Here is a 17,577-nt window from a genome sequence, read left to right on the forward strand (position 1 = left end):
TCTTTATCCATTGAATAATAGATATAAATATGGTATAAAATAATTAGATGGGGAACGATAATGGGGAGGCGTTGTAAGAACAAAAATAAATCATTTTCGCTCGTTGAAATTATCACGGTGATAATCATATTGGGGATTTTAGCGGCAATTGCTTCTCCCTCATATCACAGGATGATTGAGAGAAGCAGGGGCAAACACGCTGAGTTTAATCTCATGGCTGTTTATAATGCTCAGAAACGACATCGCTTGGCTCAGAAGACCTACTATCAGTGTGTTAGTGCTCCTTGTGGTTCTCAAGAATTAGAAGATCACTTGGGAGTGTATATAAATGACCCTTATTTTAATTATGGAATAGTAGCTAACACGACTACTTTTACGGCAACAGCTACTAGGATAAATAGTAATTTGTGTCTTGGCGCGACTATGAATGTGAGTGACAGTGGAAGTGAACCTATAAAAGGATGTGATCTTTGGTGAAAAATAGATTGAATAAAAAGGCTCGAGGTAACCGGCGTATTTTTGGGGCTTTCGGAGTCTTGATTTTGGCGGCTCTTTTTCTTAGCTCAAGCTATTTCTTTGAATATTCATTTGCTCAAACACACCCTTTTCTAAAATATTTCCCAGCCAATGAAGAAATAATTACTTATTCTACCGATGGATTTAGCGGTTATCCTTTAGCTTTAACTGAAATAACAAACTGTACTCCGCCCAGTTTTGGCGGAGTAGATTTATTTAAGGCTCTAGCTGATTGTAATGCTTGTATGGGTTGGAAGGAGGGCTGCGCTGATTGTTGTATTAATCCAACAACTCCGCCAGAGTACTTTTGTGCTCCCAGTGCAACGGATCCTGGGCCTAGTGGTGGATATAATCCAGTGCCTTTTAGTGAAAATTGCGACGGCTCAACTCGAGTTTCCTGTACTACCTGTGGTCCTACCTTTTGTGGTCTTGATCCTGTGTTTGATAATTGTACTGGCTTTAATCCCTTGAATGTTGTTAGTGGCGATATTCCTAATTGTCAGCAGGCAGGATGTCCGATTTCAGATGATTATAGCTCTGTTGGTTGCGTTAGTGTTGGTTCCCCTCCTGAAACATATTGCATTGGAGATAAAACTCCTCTTGATAAAGGTTGTGTTCCTGTAACTGAAGCCCAAGCAGTAGCAAGCTTGGGGTATAATCCGTTATTCCATACTTCAAGCACTGGGAGTGATTTTTATACAGTTACTACTCATCCAGCTGGGACTTTTAACGATACTGATGACGTTACAGTTGCCTTTGATAATGAAGGCATAACTTTTGATCCAGACAATGATCCCTGCTTTCAGTATGGTCCAGGAGCCTTTTTAAATTATATTAATTCTTGTTCTGTTTATGCTGATGCTGCAGAGGTTGGATTTAAGGATAATCACTGTTGTCAGTCTGGAGTATGTAGTGGTGCGGGCATGGGCGAGTGCGATACTAGCGGTGGCAATACAGCTACTATAGCCGATGACGGTGGTTGTACGAGCATAATGAATAATTGGGATAATCTTATACCTGTTTCTGCAGGGGTTAGTAAAAATTGCCATGCAGTTCAAGCTTTTGAATGTGTTGCTTTGCAAGAATTAGTAAATAACTGCATACAGAGTAATAACCAGTCTGAATGTAGTGCTTGTTTTGTTGAAATTGATTCAGATTTTCGCTATGAATTTGTGCCAAAAAGCGGAGAGTCTTTAGTTCTTGTTTGGCTTATTGAGGCGGTACCTGATATGCCAGCGGGCATGAACCCTAATTTTAATACCTATTTTTATAGCATGGTTAGGGTATTTGAACAGGGTGGAAGCGAACTCGGTCTTCCTACGAATATTGTACATCAGAAAAATTTTACTTCCGCCTTTAGTGTTTTTGGCGCAACATCAATAGATTCATCATGGCTTACACCGGGTAAAAAATACGAAATAAGGGTATCTTATTTTATACCTAACGACTCTAATATTCCTCTTGGCGAACACTTAACGATGACCGTAAACCGCATGGAACTGGATGTTTTCAGAGTGCGGGAGTAGGGATTATATAGACGCCATTGAGGGAAGAGATTAGTATAGATTAAGTATTAGGAAAAAGAAAGATGAGTACAAGGAGGTACAAAATGAAAAAGATAGCAATTTTGGCTATAGTTTCTATGTTGGTTCTGCCTCTGTTGGGTTTTGCTCAAGAAGGCCAGAATATTGCAGTAGCACCTTTGGTGATTTCTGATGAAGGAAGCGGGACATTTACCTTAATTGAAACCCGTTGGCCTGACTTTTACAAGTACGTTCCAGCTGGGGGTTGTAGTGGATTGAGTAATTACAGTAAGAAGCGAAAGATTGAAGGAACTCCAACTTCACTTTATCCAATTTGTGGCAGTATGTTCTGCTATGTTACTGACGCTATCGATCCATCAACCGGCACTCTTCACAGCTATCCGAATGCCGGGGCTCCAGCAGGTTATAACGTAGTTTATGAATATGCACCTAGTAATGCTGAGTATGTTCCAATTTCTGACTTAGGAGCAACAGTTAACTTCGATGGCGACTGGGCTGAGTATCGTGATGTGGCTAGAATTTTGGTTACCTGGACAATTAGGCTTGAAGGTTATAAGAATATTATCCAGCCTAACCGAAAACATGATCCTTGGTTTAGTGGTGGTTGTGGTGGAACTACCTATCAATCTTTTCCCGAAGGTGATGTTTATACGAAGTTGTTCGTTAATGGCTCACCTATAGGTAATCCGGCCATAATGACTATACCTTATGGCGGAAAGGGTTCAGCCTCAGGCGTAGTTGATCCAACCCATACCGGAAGCGTTGCGCTTACACCGGACATGTTCGGAGGATCTTTCCCAGCAACTTTGAATCTTGCAATTAAGGCTTACAATGACACTTGCATGTCAGTTCAAAGTCCTAATGGCATGAGGAATTTAGTTGTTACAGTAACACCGATTAACTAGAATTAAAGAAGACAAGACATAGAGGGCTAATTCCGGCCCTCTATGTCTATTTATTATAGGTAAAGTTTATCTTTCTTATTGGCCTTTCTGGCGTTATAATATTTATAGTTCGTTAAAATAAAAGTTGTTTTATAAATGAAACATAAGGGATTAACCCTCATTGAGATAGTAGTTTCGGTAGTTTTAATCGGTATAGCTTTAATTGCTTTGGGAACAGCTTTAGTTACCGGAAAACACTTCATAAAAAGAGCTGAAAATGACGGCCGCGCTTTAAGCATAGCCTTGTCGCACAAAGAAGAACTTCTTAGTCGTTCTTATGACCATGCTGATTTATGTCCGGGTCTTTTTGGTTCCTCTTGTACGCAGAGTAATCCGGTTGGGTCGCCGGTAGATGGTTTTTTTAATTGGACCACGGTAGTAACTAATCGACGGGCTTGCAACACCGGTAGCACTCGTTGTATTCCCTATAAAGAAATTATTGCTCAAGTTAATTATCCTGAAGAGGCAATCTCTGGCGCTAACAGTGGCATAACTAAAAGAGTTACCGTAAAGGATATAATTCCTTTTCCTAAGGTGCATCTTAGTGAGGCTAATACTGGGGTAGTTACCTGTGATGCTGCTGCTGGATGTGAAGTCCTTTTTGGCATTGGTAATGAAACAGTAGTTGGATCCGGTGGCGATTCCTTATCAATAGATCTTCCGGCTTACCCAGTAGAAAAAGATCTTTTAGTTATTTACAATATTGCAATTAATATCGAATTAAACGGAGCAGGCATTCAAAATGCCGATAATATAGTAACTAGGTCCAGGATTATAAATAACGATAGCGGTGCTGTAACCTGGAGTTCAATGGTGACAGTTACCCCGATTATGTCTCAGGCAGTAATTAATAGTGTTTCAAGAATTTCTATTCCTGCTGCCGGTGTTAATGATCCCCATACGATTGAGGTACGTTGGTATAAGCAACAAAATAGAGGTCAAATATCTGTTAAGCGATCTAGTTTGACAGTGCTTGCTTTTGAAAGGGATTAAAAGCTATGAATAGCAAAGGCTTTACTTTAATTGAGATGATTGTAGTTTTACTTGTTATTAGTTTTATAATGATTACCATTACTTCTATAGCAATTTTTTTTACCCGCCAAGTTAATTTAAGTAGGGAAAGAACGAATATGTGGAGTCAGCTAGAATATACCGTTAGTGATATGCGTACTCGTTGCGTTAGCGCTGTCACCACTATTACCCCGCTTAGCCCTTGCGGAAGTATCACTATTAATGGTACTAGTGGTAGTAACTTTACCTTTAACGGTGAGGCAGATATATATAGTATTACTCCTGATAATATTACTGATAATGTAAATTATACCTATAGCATACAGAATGACGGAGCCTTGATTTTACAGACTACTGGAGGCGTTACTGATGTTTTAATTGATGGAAAATATAACCCCGAGCTAATCTTTGAACACCATTGCGAAGTCGTTGGCGGGGTGACTATTCCTGATGAGCCACATTTTATTAGGGTTAACCTTACACTTGAAAACGTTAGCTTCGGTCTTAATGCTTCTCGGGAAGACGCAATACGTTTTTGGTTTTTGGATGTAGTACAATGATAGCAATTGTAATTTCAATCACAGTTTCTCTTTCTATTCTCTTGAGTGCTTTTGTATCTTTTAGCCCGAGCTTTAAAGCTATAGTTGAAGGAGAGATTAAACGTAAAGCTCAAGAAAGCGCTTGGGTTTATGCTTCGAAAAGCGGTCAACTTATTGAACGGGCTAATTCTGATGGTAACCCTCCGGATAACTTTACCTGTGTTACTGCGGCTAGTGCCTGGAATTGCATGGGAACTGTTCCGATGCGAGAGGAAGAGTCAGGCGGCGTTTGGACTGACACTGAACATGTATGTATAGAAGTCAGTCGGTCGGCACCTGCTTTTCCGGATTTACCTAAAATTACAGTAGAAAATGTTACTTCTAGTAGCCAAACTTGCCCCCATCACTAAAGATAATGGTTTCAGGACAAACTTCAAGCCTATCTTGTTCTAAGCCGGCTTGGCTTAAAAAAAATATAAATTTGAGTTTGAATCATAAGCTAAAGACAAGGCTACGTAATCTTTCTTTAAATACGGTTTGTGAGGAATCTCGTTGTCCTAATATTTCTGAGTGTTTTTCTAAGCAGGTTGCAACTTTTTTAATTTTAGGTGATGTTTGTACTCGAGGTTGTAGTTTTTGCCTTATTGGTAAAGGTAAACCAGGCCAACTTGATTTTAATGAACCGCAGAGGATAGCGCAGGCAGCTAAACTTTTGAATTTAAATTATCTAGTTATTACTTCTCCTACTCGCGATGATCTTCTTGACGGAGGGGCAGCAATTTTTGTAGAAACCGTAAGAGAGATTCTAGCTTTAGATCCTAAAAAAAGAGTTGAGCTCTTGATACCTGATTTTTTGGGGAAAAAAGACTCTATTGAAAAGGTAGTCGAATCAGGAGCAGAAACTATAGCTCACAATCTAGAAACTGTTCCTAAGTTATATAAGAAGGTAAGGAAAGGTGCCAGTTATCGGCGTTCCTTATTTGTTCTGGAGACTACAAAGAAGTTGAACCAGCGAATTTTTACTAAGACGGGTTTAATGTTCGGCTTGGGCGAAAAGGAAAAGGAGGTTAAGAGGGTCTTGGCTGATTTAAATTCTATAGGTTGTGATTTTTTAACTCTCGGTCAATATTTACCTCCTTCGCGAAATAATTACCCTTTAAAAAGTTATGTTCATCCTGATACTTTTGATTATTTTAAAAATTATGCTTTAAAATTAGGTTTTAAGAATGTTATTAGTGGTCCCTACGTTCGTTCTTCATATATGGCTCATTTAATGAGTTCCGGCCTTTAATAGTATATATACTAAATACTTTCCTAAGTATTTACTTATCAATCAGAAAGACAGGGTATTTTTTAGGATAAGTGAGCTTATTTCCTGATAATTTTAGAAGGGGGCTTTGTACACAATATCTAGTGGCATAGTCAAAAGCATACAATATATTGAAAATAGCGTTAAATCGTAGGAAATTATGCTTGACAGAGGTAAACAAAGATAATTTAATAGAGATATAACCATTTTATAACAAATGATAAAGAGAAAGGCAGTTCCTCGGTTGATGAGTGTTGATGAGTTGGCAGATTATTTAGGTCTGCAGAAGCAGACTATTTATAATTGGCTACACTTAAAGAAGATTACCGGAATAAAAATCGGTAAAGTTTGGCGTTTTGATCGTAAGTATATTGATCAGTGGCTGAAAAAGTGTAGTGAGTGATAAGTTATGGCTAAAACAGTAGGATTATATTTGGGTGTAGATACTTTAGGGGTAGCAGTAGTCAGCGGCCGCAATCTCGTTAATTTTAATCAGTTTAACCTTTCTGTTGCCGAAGAGTCTAAACAGGGAGTGGTAAATGAGGATGTCCGCTTAGAAGCTTCAATTAATAAAGCACTCAGAGAAGCGGGTGTTGTTAGTGAGAGCATATACCTTTCTTTAGCTGATCGAGATTTTATTTTTCGTTCTCTTGAAATGCCACTCATGCGTAAGGGCGAGATTGAGTCATCTTTGGTTTATGAAGTTGAGAAGTATATACCTTTTAAGATGACTGAGTTGGAGTGGACCTACGCCAGCGTGCGTTCAGCCAAAGAGAAAAAGATGAATATATCTTTTGTCGGCATCCGGGACAAAAATCTAGGGCGGATTAGAGATATCTTGGGTCGTTTGGATCTTGGTATTATTTTTATTGAGCCATCTTCTTTATCTCTATTTAGGGCACTTAAGACCTTGAAGCGGTTCTCAAAAATAAAGGATTTTGCCCTTTTGGACATTACAAAGACCGAATCCCATCTTACTTTTTTCCAGGATGAACTTCCGGTATTCAACCGTTATCTTACTATTCCTAAGAAGGAAGACTCTTTTGACACCGGTAAATTTTCCGAATCAGTAGATTTTTCTTTTCAGTACTTTAAACGTGAATTTCGTTCTTATAAACTTGATAAGTTTATCTTGGTCAGTGACATTGAGAGTAAAGAGTTAGCTTCTAGCCTTGAAGAAGGGCTACAGGTTTCAGTTGAGGCTGTTTCTTCTTCTGATATAGCCAATCGTAATGATGCCAGCGTTGAAAGCATGAAGGCTTTCGGGGCAGCAGTTCAAGATCAATTCCCTTCAGTTTTTAAATCAAGCTTCAGGAAGACCCAGATTTCTAAAGAAGGAGAGATGATTGAGATTGGCGTTGATGCTCCCGACTTAAGGATAGGTTTAATCGGAGCTCTTTTAGGTATAGGTTTGGTAGCTGCTTTTTTTACTTCTATTATTATGGGCAATGAGGTTGTTGAAAAGAAAGCTTATGTAAATAGGCAAAGAGAGGAAGTTGTTGTTCCTAAAGGGCTTGAAAACTTTTCTTGGGATCAGTATCCGGAGGTTGTTAAGGATCTAGAGAAAAAGACCAAAGAGTTAAAAGATTCTCAAGAGTCATTTAGTAATCTTGCTAATATTTTTGAAGCTTTAAGTAGCCGCAGGGTTTTACCGGAAGGGTTGTGGCTTGAGAATTTTAGAATTACTCGTCAGAAGGGAACTAGTAATGGAAAGGTAACCGGATATCTGTTTCGTGACGACGATCAAGATGAGCGTTCGGGCTTAGATGATTTTGTTTCCAGGCTTAAGGCCGAGCCCTCATTACAACAAGCTTTTCCGACCATTGAAATTGATTTTTCTAAGCGACAAACTAAAAAGGAATTTGAAGTTACCTATTTTTCTATAACTTTAAAGTAAAATGAAAGAATTAGCGCGTTATAAAAATATTGTTGTTAGTTTGTTTATTGTACTTATCGTTGCAATATCGCTACGCAGTATTTACTCTAACTATTCTCTAAAGCTCAAAAAATTATCAGAAGAGGAAGTACAGATAAAAGAGGCTAAGGATATTATATTTGAATGGATAAACCTTAACAGTAAACTTGAACAGCTTAGAAGCCAGTTTTTGGAAAAAGACACAATTCTTTTTAAGAAGCTTGTTGAAGAAAAAGCAAGGCTGGCTAAGATTGATCTTCCTTCCTTGCGACTTTCGCGTATTGATAAAGATTCTTATTGGGAGGTTAGGGTAAGGCTTAACACCACTTGTCCTTATAGTAATTTTGTAGAGTTTGTTGATTCCCTCGCTGATAAAAATATAGAGGTAGTTACCGCAAGCTTGAGTGGTGATAGAGAAAAAGTAGCGGTTGATGCTGAGATAAAGGGGGTTGTTCTTAAATGAGGCTTATAAAAGTGGCTTTTCTTTTATTGTTTTTGCTTTTGCCGATACTGCTTTATTCAGCTGAAAGCTATCGAAATCCTTTTGAATCATTACTTCCTAAGGAAGAGGTTGCCGGAGAGGCAGGGGTTCAAGAAGTTGTCAAGCCTTTAACGATCGTTGTTCAGGGGGTTTTGTGGGGAAGCTTAATGCCACAGACGATTATCGACGGTGAGGTTTATAAAGTTGGTGATCAACTTAAGAGCCTTGAGAATGCTTCAGTACTTCGGATTACCAAGAATGTAGTTTTCATAGTTCATGGCGATAAGATTCATAAGATGATGGTTACTAAAAAATAATTATGATATCTAAGAATTTAATATTTTTTTGGTTATTAAGGGGGGCAATATGAAGAAAATTTTTGCTTTGATTTTAGCGGTAGTATTTATTATTTCCGGTAGCGGGTTTTCCCAGGATGATATCTATGGAGGGTATTTGCTTGGTACCTTTGACAAGCGGGTTTCACTTGACCTTGAGGAAGCCCAGCTGGTAGATGTTTTGAAAATGCTTTCTCAGCAAACTGGTCTCAACTTTGTATCCACTGAGGCGGTACAGGAGAGAAAGCTAACCCTCTATTTTGATGAAGTTCCTTTGCGAGAAGCAATGGACGTTGTTTTTAAGGCCAATAAACTTAGTTATGATTATTATCCGGATTCTAATATTTTTGTAGTAAAGGAGATGGGTAAACCAAGCTTAGAGTTAATTAGTAAAGTTTATCGTTTAAACTATGTACGAGTAAAAACCGCTCGAATGCAGAAAGAGATAGAGGATATTATTGAAGATTCTGAGAGCGGTGAAGAAGATGGCGGAGAAACAGAAGCCGGAGGCATTCGACAGGCTGTTGAAGCAGTATTGAGTGAATTTGGCAAAGTGACCGAAGATCCGATAACTAACTCTTTAATCGTAGTTGATGTTCCGTCCCAATTTCCGATTATTGATGAAGTGGTGAGCAGGTTGGATCTTGCTATACCGCGGGTTATGATCGAAGTAGAAATGCTAGATGTTTCTAAGACTCACCTTGATAAATTAGGGTTTAACTATGCTAATGGTTTATACGGGGCTGTTGGAGCCGGCGCTCGTTCAAGTGAAGTACCTTTTGGAGCCAAATTTTTAAAAGGAACACAAGTAGTCCAAACTACAGCCGGAGGATTAGCTCCGCCGGTTTTAAGTATACTGGACTTAACCGGTTTTACCTCAGTAATGCAGTTTTTGACCGAGGACACTTCGACTAAGTTTATCGCTCGGCCAAAAATACTTACTATTTCTAATGAAACAGCTGAAGTTAACTTAACGGTAAATGAAGCTATCGGTGTTACTACTACCCAAGATACTTCTGGCGGAGGTTCAATTACTCAGAATGTTGAACGTGAGGAAACTGGGACTAAGCTTCGGGTTACTCCTCAGGTTAATCCTAATACTCAGGAAATTACTTTAATGGTTGAGATGTTTAATCGTGAATCTACTGATAGTGGTATAACCGTTACCGGTATATCAGGCGGCGAAGTGAAGAACGTTGAAGAAAGAGGTACGAAAAGTGTAATTCGCTTGAAAGATAGCGAAACTCTTTATATTGGTGGTTTAATCCGCAAGGAAGAAAAAGAAATCATACGTAAGATTCCTCTTTTGGGCGATATTCCATTTTTGGGAAAAATGTTCAGTTACACCGAACGTCCAGGCGCCGATAATCAAGAGCGGGAATTGCTGGTATTTTTAACCCCGCGAATCGTCGAAGACGGAACAATGATACAGGCTAAGAGAATCAAGGTTTTACCTCGTGAGCAAGCTGATGTAACTAAGAGAGATTCAGTAACAGTAGCCTTAGATAGTTTTGTTAGATAGAATAATCAGAGAACAGAAGGCAGGATTAAAAAGGCCAGAGACAATAATTCTGACCTGAAAAGGCTGGCTTCTGTTTTCTATTTTTAATGGTAGGATCAGAATGGCACGTTATAAAAAATTAGGCGACATTTTAATTTCTGAAAGTATCATTGCCGAGAAGCAGCTTAAGGAAGCCATCTTACTACAGGAAAAAGAAGGTGGTAAGCTTGGCGAGGTGATGATACGCTTAGGCTATGTAAATGAAGAGCAGATCGTCATAGCTTTAAGTAAGCAGCTTTCAATTCCTTATGTTTCTTTGGCTTCAGGAAGATTAAAACCAAATTCAGAACAAAACTTAGAAGAACTTATTCCTCAAGATTTTGCCGTAAAAAATATTGTCTTGCCGCTTTCACGTAGCCTTAACTCGTTAACTATAGTAATGTTTGATCCTTTAGATTTGATTCTTTTGGATAATTTAAAAAAAATAACCAGTTGTGAAATAAACGTAGTAGTCTCAACTCGTACTGATATTTTGAAAGCCCTTGAGTCTTTTTATGGTCGGGATAAAATATTTCGTGATGCTATTCAAATAGCTGGTTCTGAAGAAAAAGCCGCGATCAAAGAACTTGCTTCTGAGGAAACTGATCTAAGCTTAGATAAACTTATTGCTCAGGCTGAGGAAGCTCCGGTTGTTAAGTTGGTAGATCTTTTGATTCGCCAGGCAATTGAGGAGAATGCTTCTGATATTCATCTTGAGCCACATTATGATAAGCTAAGCCTACGTTACCGTATCGACGGAGTGTTGTTTGATATGCCTTCGCCAGCAGCTGGACTGTACTTACCGATAATTTCTCGGGTCAAGATCCTTTCTAAAATGGACATAGCCGAAAAACGCCTCCCTCAAGATGGGGGCTTTATGGTAAAAGTGTCAAAACGTCTTATTGATTTGCGAGTTTCAACTCTTCCGACTATTTATGGCGAAAAGGTAGTATTGAGAATTCTTGATAAGTCTCGGGTACCATTAGACTTAGCAAAGTTAGGGTTTTTACCCCAGGAACTTGAGTTGATCCGAAAAGGAATTAATACTTCTTATGGCCTAGTTTTTCTTACCGGACCCACTGGAAGTGGAAAATCAACCACTCTCTATGCAGCTTTAAACGAAATTAAAGCTTCAACTAGAAATATTCTTACTGTAGAAGACCCGGTGGAATATCGTATTGAAGGAATAAACCAGGTTCAAGTGAAGCCAGAGATTGGCCTTACTTTTGCCAATGCGCTTCGTTGTTTCTTAAGACAGGATCCGGATATAATTTTAGTCGGAGAGGTAAGAGATTTAGAAACTGCTGAGATGACGATCCGAGCGGCCTTAACTGGCCATTTGGTCTTTTCAACGCTTCACACTAATGACGCTGCTTCTACAGTTACTCGGCTTGTCGACATTGGCATACCTAGTTACTTGGTAACTGCCTCTACCAGACTAATTGTTGCCCAGCGCCTAGTACGCAAGCTTTGTCCTTCTTGCAAGGAGCCCTATGAGGTGAGAAAAGAAAGTATCCCTGATGGAGTAACTATCAGTTCTCCGGTCATTTATAAAGCTAAAGGGTGTGAAAAGTGTAATTTTATTGGTTATAAGTCTAGATCAGTTATTACTGAAATTATTTTAGTTACTGAAGAGGTACGCTTGGCAATACATCGAGGAGCTGAACCAGGAGAGATTATGAAGATTGCCAAGAAGACTGGTTCACTGAGTCTTTTGGAGAGTGGTTTAAAGAGAGTGGAGGAAGGGATAACTTCTCTAGAGGAAATTTTATCGGTAGCGGTAGTTTACTAAGATAAACTTTAAAACATATGCCTAAATTTAATTATCTGGCAAAATCAAAGGATGGAAAGACTTTTAAGGGCGTAACTCATGCTCTTACCAGTTCGGAGCTAGTAGAGCGTCTAAAAGGCAAGGGTCTTTTTGTCATTTCGATATCTCCGCTAAAAGAAAAAGCTCATAGATCTCCGGTGGGCGGCTTGGTTCGTCGAGGTAAACGTTCAGGCGTAAAACTTATCGATTTAACTTTTTTTGCTAGGAATTTAGCAACTACCCTTTCAGCTGGCGTAACCCTTTTACGTAGTTTGGAAATCATTGCCCATCAGAGCGAGAGTTTAAAGTTGGAGAAAGTATTACGCAAATGCTGCGAGTATGTAAAAAGCGGTCTTTCTTTCAGTGAGGCGATTTCTAAACATCCAACTGTATTTTCGCCTCTTTGGCGGGGGATCGTTCATGTTGGGGAAACTTCAGGAAATTTACCTTTTGTTTTAGAAAAACTTGCTGACTATTTAGAGTTACGAATGGAATTTGAGCGAAAGGTTAAAAGCGCCTTAGTTTATCCGGTAATTTTGATGGTTGCTGCCGGTTTGGCAGTTGTAATTTTTTTAAAGTTTATTCTTCCTAAATTTATAAAGATTTTTGAGCAGTTTGATATAGAGCTTCCGCTTCCTACCCGGATAATTTTTGCACTTAGTCGATTCTTTTCTGAGCACTTTCTCATGGTTGTTGTAATTCTGGTGGGTTTAATTGTTTTATTTTTTATGATTAAAGATCGAGTTGCTGTGCGCCGCTGGTGGGATCGAGCTTGTTTTAAGATCCCGCTTTTTGGGACGGTAATGATTACTTTTTATCTTGAACGACTTACTTCAACCCTTTACATCCTTCTTGATAGCGGCATACCGGTAGTCTATGGTTTGGAGATTACCGCCGAAAGCATTGGTAATACCTTGCTTAGGGATAGTATTATGTTTGTTAAGGAGAGAGTAAAAGAGGGTGCTTCTTTATCTGAGGAGTTAAAGAATGCAAATGTTTTTCCGCTCTTGGTTTCTGAAATGACTAAAATTGGTGAGGAAACCGGAACGATTTCTGAAGTTTTTAACAAAGTTTCGTTGCATTATCGTAAAGAACTTACTACCCGGGTTGAGAGAATCATTGCTGCTTTTGAGCCTTTAATGATTATTTTTATGGGAGTTATTATCGGTGGCCTAGTTATTTCGCTGTTTTTACCTTTATTTAAGCTGACTAGCATTCAATAGCGCCTAACAAAGGTTAGGTTTTGACAGTGGCTGATAGATGTGGTATAAAAGGAATAAAGGATATAATTATTAATCCGTCCTAATGGTTGGGACTTATTGAAAGGAGGTTTCAAGATGAGAAAAGGGTTTACGCTTCTAGAACTATTGATTGTAGTAATTGTTATTGGAATTCTAGCTGGAGTAGCTATTCCTCAGTATCTTGCAGTAGTTGAAAGAGGCAAGGTGGCTGCCGCAAAAAATAACCTTGCTATCGCTGCTCAGGCCGAGAAAATGTATCGTACCGAGCATACCGCTTATACAGGAAATTTTAGCGATCTCGACAATTGGACTGAAGGTATATCTGATGCTATAGCTGCCCATGCTGCTGATTGGAACTATTCAATTGCTGATGCAGCAGATACTTTTACTATTACAGCCACAAGAGTTGGCGCAGCTGGCTCCAAGCACGGAGGTAAAACAGTCACAATTAACGAAACTAATCATGTTGGTGGGGACCACGATTTTCACTAAACTAGTTTTGCAGTAAGGATAGCTAACTGTTTTTTCCAAGGGTTTTAAATACTATGTTGTCTAGACCAAGTTTTAGCCTAATTGAGCTTATTACAGTTATAATTGTAATAAGTTTGTTAGTTCTTTTGGCTTTTCCGACTTACCTGAGCGTTCAAAGAAGAATTCTTGACCGCGAGGCCGGAACCCATCTAACACTTATTCAGGCTGCTGAGAAATCCTATCGTATCGAAGAGCGTGCTTACGTGGATACGGCAAATACTACCAACACCAATGAACTTCTAGGCCTTGATTTATCACCGACTGGTCACTGGAGTTATTCAGTGCCAACTGGTTTTGTTAACAATGCTTCGAATCCACCAACTTTTTGCGCTGAAGCAACCAGCGGAGGTGAAGCTTGGCATATTGATCAGGACGATCATGAAGCAGCTGATTGTGATTGCGCTCTTACTGCTGCTACTTGTACTGGGCGTTAAATTTAACAGTTAATTAGAGGCACATTCTGTTTTAAAATAGAATGTGCCTTTTTTTATTTAGTTGCCGATCAGCGAAGTTTTGATATAATCTAGTTAATAATGATTAAGTTTATTTTATCTTTAGTTTTAACTTTGTTTTTAGCCATTAGCTCTGCCTTTTCAGCTCCTTGTTATGGAACAAAGATGCCACAGGCTAATCAGTATTTTTCAGGATTTCAAACCCACCTTTTACTTGAGCGGGATTTAGAAGCTGAATATGGAAGTTTGCGTTCTGCTCAGAATTTTTTGGGATTTTCCTACGGTTTTTTTGATTGGCTGACTATTGATTTAAAGATTGGAGTCGGCAACCTTAAACAGCATCCGGTTGATAGCGATGAGGTTGACTATAATTCATCTTTTGCCGGTGGCTACGGAGTTCGTTTTAAGCTTTATGATAATCAGAAAAAGAGGCTAGTTTTTGGTTTTCATCATATTAGTGTTCATCCTTACTCTATTGATCTTGATGGCATAGAGAATAGATCTATCTTGGATGATTGGCAGGTATCAATGTTAGCTTCATATAGTTTTTCTAAGGTTACCCCTTATTTGGGTACAAAATGGTCGAGAGTTGATTATATTCACTGGGTAGATGATCAGCGCAAGCGACGTATGTCAGATTTAACTAAAGGTGTTGGTTTAGTTTTAGGTTTGGATATACCTTTGAGCGATCGAACTTGGCTTAACCTTGAAGGCCAGCTTTTCGACGGTAAAGCTTTAGCCAGCAGTTTAAATATTTCTTTTTAATTATCACCCCCCGGATCAATGATCATAAAGAATAAAAAAGAAGATTTACTTACCTATCTAGAAGATACCTCTAATCTCAAAGGTAGTGCTTGTCGGGTTTATCTCCCTAAGGATAAGACCGAGCTTTCAAAATGCATTCTTGAACTTAAGCGCCAAAAGATTCCATTTACTGCTTCAGCTGGTAGAACCGGGACAACCGGCGGATGTACTCCTTTTGGCGGCGCAATCATATCCTTTGAAGGTTTTAGAAAAGATATTGAAGTTGACCTTAAAGATAAAACCGCTAAGCTCAGCGCCGGGGTTTCACTTGATGAGTTAGAAACGCGGATTAATAAGTTAAAGCTAACCCTTCGGGCTTCACCAACTGAACCTTTAGCTTTAGCTGTAGGTACGGTTTCAACTGCTGCTTCCGGAGTAAGAGGTTTTGGTTATCGAGGGATACGCAACTATGTTAAGGAAATTGAACTTTGCCTTGCTGATGGTGAGTTAATTAAAATAAAAAGAGGCCAGATATTGGCTAAAGGTAGAGTTTTTGATTTTGAGCTTAAAAAAAGAAGATTTAAGTTTAAGCTTCCTAGTTATGCAATCCCTAATTGTAAGTCTCAGGCCGGTTATTTTATGAAAGATAATTTAGATTTGATCGACCTTTTTATTGGTTCAGAGGGTACATTAGGCATTATTGTTTCCTGCGTTTTATCTTTGCAGGATATTCCCTATCGGGCTTTTGATGGCCTAATTTTTTTCAGTAAAGAGGAAGATAGCTTAAAATTTGTTAGTGATATCAAAGCCTTAAAACAAAAAAGGACTATAGTCCCGACATCTTTAGAATTTTTTGATGCCAATTCTTTAAAGTTGCTTAAAAAAGAGTATTCTTTTATTCCTGAAGCGGCTGCGGCAGTTTACTTTGAGCAAGAAGTAGAAGTGGTCAGTGATCATGAACGATTAATTGATAAGTGGCAGAACTTAATTGAGCAAAGTAGTGCTTTAGTTGAAGAATCTATTTTTGCTGATACTGCTCAAGAAAGGGAAAAGGTGTTTGCGATAAGGCACAAATTACCTCAGATGATAAATGAATTTTTACGTCAGTCTAAGCAGGTTAAGGTAGCCTCGGATATTGCCGTGCCGGAAAGTAAATTTGACCAGATGTATCAGGATTATCGAAAGATAGCTAAAGAATGCGGGATTGATTATGTTAATTTTGGTCACATCGGTGAGTCGCACCTTCATTTTAACTTTTTGCCTAAGAGTGATACTGAAAGTGAGCAGGCTAAAGAGTATCTTAAAGAGCTTTGTCAGAGGGCAGTAGCTCTTGGTGGTACAGTATCAGCTGAGCATGGAATTGGAAAGATAAAGAAGTCTTATTTAAAGTTAATGTATAGCGCTGAAGATATTAAAGGAATGGCTCGGGTAAAGAAATATTTTGATCCTGATTGTCTTTTGGGTTTAGATAATATATTCGATCGGGAACTACTTAAGGATTTATGAAAAAAGAGTTAGCTGTCGCTGCAGCTTTAATTAAACGCGATAGCAAGTTTTTGCTTTGTCAAAGAAACCCTCACGATTGCTATAGTTTGCTTTGGGAGTTTCCCGGCGGCGCAATCGAGGCTGGTGAAACCAACAAGCAAGCGATAGAGCGGGAGATAGCTGAGGAATTAGGTCTAAAAATAGAGGCTAAGGAATTAGTCAATGAGTTTTTTGATGAAGATCAGGATTTAATAATTAAGATTTTTCTAATTCGTTGTCAAATTAAGAGTGGTAAACCGAAAGCTCTTGATTGTAATGATTTTGGTTTTTTTTCGTTTCCGGAAGCCGAAGGGCTAGCGCTTGCTCCGGCTGATAAGAAGATACTTGCCTATTTGAAAGAGGTTAACTAGATTTAATCTTCCTTTCGTTTTTCGTCAAAATAGTCTAAATCAGTCAAAGGCAATATGACCGAAGTTGCAATATTGGTTAAATGCGAAGCAATGCGTTTAAAGTAACGAGCAGCTAGAGTAAGCGAAACAGCCTCGTTTACTGAAAGGTTACTTTGCGATAGCTTTTTTATTGTTTCATCGCAGCGTCGTTTTATTTCCTTCTGGTATTCCCAGGTTTTAGCAGCCTCTGTTTCGTCCGATTCGATAAAAGCTTTTTTGGTCTGGGCAAAAAGGGTGACTATGTCTCCTTCAATATTGTTAAAAAGCTCGGTGTATTTTGTTTTATCTACTGGTTTATTCAATAGACTAGTTACTTCAAGAAGGTTTTTGGCATAATCGCCAAGCCGCTCAGCATCTTTCACTACACTCATTAAAAGCAGGCAAGTAGGAACATCGACTGATGGCTGAATTGAGAGGTGCTCAATTACCCTTTTTCTGATATCTTTTTGCAGCTGGTTTATTTTGCCGTCAATTTCATAGATCTTTTCTTTTAGGCCTGGCTCTTCTTGATTATCAATGAGTTTTCTGCATACAGCGACGAACATGATTTGAGAGTCGTCGAGCATATTTTTAAACTCATCAAGAACTTGGCTTAAGAAATTTTTTCCTTTCCAGAATTGTAATAGATTTTTAAACATCATAACCTCCTTAATGAGCTCTTGATGCTTCAGCTATCAAGAGCGAATTATGTCCGAGCCGCTTCGGAAAAATATTCTGCTCGAAGAGAATAA

20 protein-coding genes are annotated in these 17,577 nt (G+C 38.7%); 19 read left to right on the forward strand and 1 reads right to left on the reverse strand.

The window, feature by feature from the left end:
* The first annotated feature begins 60 nt into the window (after positions 1–60).
* The 19 genes from K9L86_03975 to K9L86_04065 all read left to right on the forward strand — a co-directional run bounded on the left by K9L86_03975 (position 61) and on the right by K9L86_04065 (position 16,807).
* Positions 61–477 (forward strand): prepilin-type N-terminal cleavage/methylation domain-containing protein, encoded by a 417-nt coding sequence (locus K9L86_03975; GenBank protein ID MCF7908014.1) that lies wholly within the window; start codon positions 61–63, stop codon positions 475–477.
* Complete coding sequence (locus tag K9L86_03980) at positions 474–2,042, forward strand: hypothetical protein (protein MCF7908015.1); 1,569 nt, start codon at positions 474–476, stop codon at positions 2,040–2,042. The genes K9L86_03975 and K9L86_03980 overlap by 4 nt, the downstream gene beginning before the upstream one ends.
* 83 nt (positions 2,043–2,125) lie before the next feature.
* Positions 2,126–2,965: a hypothetical protein gene (locus tag K9L86_03985; protein ID MCF7908016.1), complete on the forward strand. Its 840-nt coding sequence runs from the start codon at positions 2,126–2,128 to the stop codon at positions 2,963–2,965.
* Positions 2,966–3,100: 135 nt separating this feature from the next.
* Complete coding sequence (locus K9L86_03990) at positions 3,101–3,997, forward strand: type II secretion system GspH family protein (GenBank protein MCF7908017.1); 897 nt, start codon at positions 3,101–3,103, stop codon at positions 3,995–3,997.
* A gap of 5 nt (positions 3,998–4,002) precedes the next feature.
* A complete protein-coding gene (locus tag K9L86_03995; protein MCF7908018.1) occupies positions 4,003–4,575 on the forward strand; it encodes a prepilin-type N-terminal cleavage/methylation domain-containing protein in 573 nt (190 codons plus the stop codon).
* Positions 4,572–4,964, forward strand: coding sequence for a hypothetical protein (locus K9L86_04000; protein ID MCF7908019.1), 393 nt, complete (start codon positions 4,572–4,574; stop codon positions 4,962–4,964). The genes K9L86_03995 and K9L86_04000 overlap by 4 nt, the downstream gene beginning before the upstream one ends.
* A gap of 5 nt (positions 4,965–4,969) precedes the next feature.
* Positions 4,970–5,845 (forward strand): lipoyl synthase, encoded by an 876-nt coding sequence (gene lipA / locus K9L86_04005; protein ID MCF7908020.1) that lies wholly within the window; start codon positions 4,970–4,972, stop codon positions 5,843–5,845.
* A gap of 235 nt (positions 5,846–6,080) precedes the next feature.
* Entirely contained in the window at positions 6,081–6,266 is a 186-nt protein-coding gene (locus K9L86_04010) for a helix-turn-helix domain-containing protein (protein MCF7908021.1), read from the forward strand.
* A gap of 6 nt (positions 6,267–6,272) precedes the next feature.
* Positions 6,273–7,760, forward strand: coding sequence for a hypothetical protein (locus tag K9L86_04015; protein MCF7908022.1), 1,488 nt, complete (start codon positions 6,273–6,275; stop codon positions 7,758–7,760).
* Between the two features lies 1 nt (position 7,761).
* Complete coding sequence (locus K9L86_04020) at positions 7,762–8,241, forward strand: hypothetical protein (protein MCF7908023.1); 480 nt, start codon at positions 7,762–7,764, stop codon at positions 8,239–8,241.
* Positions 8,238–8,576, forward strand: coding sequence for a hypothetical protein (locus K9L86_04025; protein ID MCF7908024.1), 339 nt, complete (start codon positions 8,238–8,240; stop codon positions 8,574–8,576). Before K9L86_04020 ends, K9L86_04025 begins: the two co-directional genes overlap by 4 nt.
* Positions 8,577–8,625: 49 nt before the next feature.
* A complete protein-coding gene (locus tag K9L86_04030; protein MCF7908025.1) occupies positions 8,626–10,116 on the forward strand; it encodes a hypothetical protein in 1,491 nt (496 codons plus the stop codon).
* A gap of 100 nt (positions 10,117–10,216) precedes the next feature.
* Positions 10,217–11,926: a Flp pilus assembly complex ATPase component TadA gene (gene tadA / locus K9L86_04035; protein ID MCF7908026.1), complete on the forward strand. Its 1,710-nt coding sequence runs from the start codon at positions 10,217–10,219 to the stop codon at positions 11,924–11,926.
* A gap of 17 nt (positions 11,927–11,943) precedes the next feature.
* Positions 11,944–13,167 carry a type II secretion system F family protein gene (locus K9L86_04040; GenBank protein ID MCF7908027.1) on the forward strand — a complete coding sequence of 408 codons (1,224 nt, stop codon included), beginning with the start codon at positions 11,944–11,946 and terminating at the stop codon, positions 13,165–13,167.
* A gap of 114 nt (positions 13,168–13,281) precedes the next feature.
* Complete coding sequence (locus K9L86_04045) at positions 13,282–13,677, forward strand: prepilin-type N-terminal cleavage/methylation domain-containing protein (protein MCF7908028.1); 396 nt, start codon at positions 13,282–13,284, stop codon at positions 13,675–13,677.
* A 53-nt stretch (positions 13,678–13,730) separates the two neighbouring features.
* Positions 13,731–14,150, forward strand: a complete 420-nt coding sequence (locus K9L86_04050) for a type II secretion system GspH family protein (GenBank protein MCF7908029.1) — start codon at positions 13,731–13,733, stop codon at positions 14,148–14,150.
* A 99-nt stretch (positions 14,151–14,249) separates the two neighbouring features.
* The gene (locus K9L86_04055) at positions 14,250–14,933 is read left to right on the forward strand and encodes a hypothetical protein (protein MCF7908030.1); all 684 of its coding nucleotides are present in this window, start codon (positions 14,250–14,252) and stop codon (positions 14,931–14,933) included.
* An 18-nt stretch (positions 14,934–14,951) separates the two neighbouring features.
* Positions 14,952–16,418: an FAD-binding protein gene (locus tag K9L86_04060; protein MCF7908031.1), complete on the forward strand. Its 1,467-nt coding sequence runs from the start codon at positions 14,952–14,954 to the stop codon at positions 16,416–16,418.
* Positions 16,415–16,807: an NUDIX domain-containing protein gene (locus K9L86_04065; protein MCF7908032.1), complete on the forward strand. Its 393-nt coding sequence runs from the start codon at positions 16,415–16,417 to the stop codon at positions 16,805–16,807. Before K9L86_04060 ends, K9L86_04065 begins: the two co-directional genes overlap by 4 nt.
* A gap of 2 nt (positions 16,808–16,809) precedes the next feature.
* Here K9L86_04065 and K9L86_04070 read toward each other — a convergent pair whose 3' ends face one another.
* Positions 16,810–17,484, reverse strand: a complete 675-nt coding sequence (locus K9L86_04070; protein MCF7908033.1) for a hypothetical protein — start codon at positions 17,482–17,484, stop codon at positions 16,810–16,812.
* Between the last annotated feature and the right edge of the window lie 93 nt (positions 17,485–17,577).

Source organism: Candidatus Omnitrophota bacterium (genome assembly GCA_021735655.1).
In the GTDB taxonomy this organism is placed as follows: Bacteria; Omnitrophota; Gorgyraeia; order Duberdicusellales; family 4484-171; genus JAHKAJ01.

What these genes read in the sequence shown, in the direction of transcription:
- K9L86_04060 (MCF7908031.1), top strand. Translation starts at nt 14,952, where the DNA reads ATGATCATAAAGAATAAAAAAGAAGATTTACTTACCTATCTAGAAGAT.
- K9L86_04020 (MCF7908023.1), top strand. Translation starts at nt 7,762, where the DNA reads ATGAAAGAATTAGCGCGTTATAAAAATATTGTTGTTAGTTTGTTTATT.
- tadA (MCF7908026.1), top strand. Translation starts at nt 10,217, where the DNA reads ATGGCACGTTATAAAAAATTAGGCGACATTTTAATTTCTGAAAGTATC.
- K9L86_03975 (MCF7908014.1), top strand. Translation starts at nt 61, where the DNA reads ATGGGGAGGCGTTGTAAGAACAAAAATAAATCATTTTCGCTCGTTGAA.
- K9L86_04010 (MCF7908021.1), top strand. Translation starts at nt 6,081, where the DNA reads ATGATAAAGAGAAAGGCAGTTCCTCGGTTGATGAGTGTTGATGAGTTG.
- K9L86_03995 (MCF7908018.1), top strand. Translation starts at nt 4,003, where the DNA reads ATGAATAGCAAAGGCTTTACTTTAATTGAGATGATTGTAGTTTTACTT.
- lipA (MCF7908020.1), top strand. Translation starts at nt 4,970, where the DNA reads ATGGTTTCAGGACAAACTTCAAGCCTATCTTGTTCTAAGCCGGCTTGG.
- K9L86_04065 (MCF7908032.1), top strand. Translation starts at nt 16,415, where the DNA reads ATGAAAAAAGAGTTAGCTGTCGCTGCAGCTTTAATTAAACGCGATAGC.
- K9L86_04030 (MCF7908025.1), top strand. Translation starts at nt 8,626, where the DNA reads ATGAAGAAAATTTTTGCTTTGATTTTAGCGGTAGTATTTATTATTTCC.
- K9L86_04070 (MCF7908033.1), bottom strand. Translation starts at nt 17,484, where the DNA reads ATGTTTAAAAATCTATTACAATTCTGGAAAGGAAAAAATTTCTTAAGC.
- K9L86_03990 (MCF7908017.1), top strand. Translation starts at nt 3,101, where the DNA reads ATGAAACATAAGGGATTAACCCTCATTGAGATAGTAGTTTCGGTAGTT.
- K9L86_03985 (MCF7908016.1), top strand. Translation starts at nt 2,126, where the DNA reads ATGAAAAAGATAGCAATTTTGGCTATAGTTTCTATGTTGGTTCTGCCT.
- K9L86_04025 (MCF7908024.1), top strand. Translation starts at nt 8,238, where the DNA reads ATGAGGCTTATAAAAGTGGCTTTTCTTTTATTGTTTTTGCTTTTGCCG.
- K9L86_04045 (MCF7908028.1), top strand. Translation starts at nt 13,282, where the DNA reads ATGAGAAAAGGGTTTACGCTTCTAGAACTATTGATTGTAGTAATTGTT.
- K9L86_04050 (MCF7908029.1), top strand. Translation starts at nt 13,731, where the DNA reads ATGTTGTCTAGACCAAGTTTTAGCCTAATTGAGCTTATTACAGTTATA.
- K9L86_04015 (MCF7908022.1), top strand. Translation starts at nt 6,273, where the DNA reads ATGGCTAAAACAGTAGGATTATATTTGGGTGTAGATACTTTAGGGGTA.
- K9L86_04040 (MCF7908027.1), top strand. Translation starts at nt 11,944, where the DNA reads ATGCCTAAATTTAATTATCTGGCAAAATCAAAGGATGGAAAGACTTTT.
- K9L86_04055 (MCF7908030.1), top strand. Translation starts at nt 14,250, where the DNA reads ATGATTAAGTTTATTTTATCTTTAGTTTTAACTTTGTTTTTAGCCATT.
- K9L86_04000 (MCF7908019.1), top strand. Translation starts at nt 4,572, where the DNA reads ATGATAGCAATTGTAATTTCAATCACAGTTTCTCTTTCTATTCTCTTG.